Below are 2,119 nucleotides of genomic sequence, written 5' to 3'. Positions count from 1 at the left end.
TCGGAATTGTAATTTTCTTGTTAAGTTTCATTAAATCATCTCCCTTCTTGAGAAGATTATAATATGTGTACCTTAAATGAAACTAAAAGATTAAAATAAATGTGAAAATATTTAATGGGGATGACAGGATTTTTTATTGTAAAGATTGACAACCTTTCTTGGAATTGTTATTATATATCAAAACGATATATCAAAAAGATATATTATAATTAATGATAGGATGGTATATATGGCAAGAGAACGTAAAATAGACATGGTAATTCTGGGGCTGTTAAGTCATGAAGATTTAACTGGTTATGATATTAAAAAACGAATTGACGGTGCAATTAGCTTTTTCTGGAAGGGGAGTTTTGGAAATATTTATCCGGCATTGAAGAATATGGAGACTCAAGGCCTAATAACGAAAATTGAGACATCGGTAGGTGGGCGAGAAAAGAGCATTTACCAAATTACGGAGGCCGGCAGACGATCACTTGGTGATTGGCTAAAATCAGAACAGGTACATAATGAACTTAGATACGAGACGCTGCTTAAACTCTTTTTTGGCGGAGCAGGTGGAAGAGATGTATCGATTCATAACATAGAAGTATTTGAAGAGCAGATAAGGAAGGATTTAATAGTTCTAAAGCTGTATCAGGAGACGTTGGAGAAAGCCATTGAAGTGGAAGATCATTTATACTATTTGCTAACGACATCTTTTGGTATTGAAACATACGAAGCATATCTGAGATGGTGTACTAAAGCAAAGAAAATGTTAAAAAACTACTATAAAACATAAGATGACTTGGGGGTGAGATTATGCATTTTGGGTTTTCCTATGTTGGCTTAATTTTTCTTTTGATGTTGATTGTGCCGAATATTATTTGGACCAGATACCAACCGATAGATTATGATAAATATGTCTGTAATGAAAATAAGGTTCTAAAAGTATTCGAAAGAGTAGGCGAAGTATCGGTTTCATGCATTGTGTTGATATTCGAAGATTTTAATATAAATATATGGTCAGGTTGGTCATGGTGGCTTATTATGGCTTTTGCACTGATGATTCTATACGAGGTTTATTGGGTTAGATATTTCAGAAGCCCGAAGAGTATGAGGGATTTCTACAGAAGTCTGCTTGGGATACTAGTTGCAGGTGCAACACTTCCAGTCTTTGCTTTTTTACTGTTAGCGATATACGGTAGGAACATATTATTGGGAATCGCTGTGATAATTCTTGGTATAGGTCATATTGGAATTCATTTAATGAATAAAAATGAAGTTGAAAGGAGCAAAAAATGAAGGATTTAATAGTTTATTATTCGCTGGAAGGAAATACAGAATTTGTTGTAGATAAGATTAAGGCTGTGACGGGAGCAGATAGTTTATCTCTTATTCCTAAGAAGGCTTACCACGATAAAGGTTTTGCGAAATTCTTTTGGGGTGGCAAGAGTGCGGTGATGGCCGAAAAACCAGAGCTTGAAGAGTACACTTTAAACCTTAGTGATTACGACAGGGTTATATTTGGATCTCCGGTATGGGCATCGAATTTTGCCCCGCCTATCAGAACATTTATCGAGGATAACAAAGAAGAATTAGAAGAAAAGAGCATAGTTGCTTTTGTCTGTCAGAGTGGTTCCGGTGCAGAAAAAGCATTTGCAAAATTAGCTAAGACTTTGGGAATTGATAAAATTGAGAAAACAGCAGTATTCATTGAACCAAAGTCAAAGCCGAATAAAGAAAAGGATGCTGAAATTGAAGCATTCGCTGAGATGCTAAAGTGATGGGTGGATTTATTAGAGAAGATGTTCTAAACTATGAAAGAGGTTCGGTATAGACAGATACGATTATTTTTGGTGAAAAAGAAAAAACTCTGGGCCCAATGTTAATTCCAACAACGGGTCGAGCTTTTCTATATATATAATTACATTTTGGGGCAAAAAGTCAAGCATTTCATGATAATACCACAAGTGGAAAATCACATCCATTTGTGATACAATATTCTTACCAAGAAGGATTTCCCTTGGGATAAACAGAGGGAGTTCTTTGAGAGACTTTCTCTGACTTGGTAGTTACTATCCATCAGAGAAAGGAGAAAAGGATGGGGTTGATAGTTAGATTAGACTCAAAAGGTAAACCA

Annotated in this window: 3 protein-coding genes; all 3 read left to right on the top strand. The window is 35.3% G+C overall.

Features of this window, described 5'->3' with window-relative positions; translation table 11 throughout:
• Positions 1 to 229: 229 nt before the first annotated feature.
• The 3 genes from AC52RT_RS01495 to AC52RT_RS01485 are packed head-to-tail and all read left to right on the top strand — an operon-like array spanning position 230 to position 1,763.
• Complete coding sequence (locus tag AC52RT_RS01495) at positions 230 to 778, top strand: PadR family transcriptional regulator (protein WP_495539115.1); 549 nt, start codon at positions 230 to 232, stop codon at positions 776 to 778.
• Between the two features lie 20 nt (positions 779 to 798).
• On the top strand, positions 799 to 1,281 hold the full coding sequence (locus tag AC52RT_RS01490) for a hypothetical protein (RefSeq protein ID WP_495539114.1): 483 nt from the start codon (positions 799 to 801) through the stop codon (positions 1,279 to 1,281).
• On the top strand, positions 1,278 to 1,763 hold the full coding sequence (locus AC52RT_RS01485; protein ID WP_495539113.1) for a flavodoxin family protein: 486 nt from the start codon (positions 1,278 to 1,280) through the stop codon (positions 1,761 to 1,763). The genes AC52RT_RS01490 and AC52RT_RS01485 overlap by 4 nt, the downstream gene beginning before the upstream one ends.
• Positions 1,764 to 2,119 lie beyond the last annotated feature (356 nt).

The sequence above is a fragment of the Peribacillus sp. genome, from assembly GCF_059453735.1.
This window is presented reverse-complemented; position numbering and strand designations above follow the sequence as displayed.

What these genes read in the sequence shown, in the direction of transcription:
- AC52RT_RS01495 (WP_495539115.1), top strand. Translation starts at nt 230, where the DNA reads ATGGCAAGAGAACGTAAAATAGACATGGTAATTCTGGGGCTGTTAAGT.
- AC52RT_RS01490 (WP_495539114.1), top strand. Translation starts at nt 799, where the DNA reads ATGCATTTTGGGTTTTCCTATGTTGGCTTAATTTTTCTTTTGATGTTG.
- AC52RT_RS01485 (WP_495539113.1), top strand. Translation starts at nt 1,278, where the DNA reads ATGAAGGATTTAATAGTTTATTATTCGCTGGAAGGAAATACAGAATTT.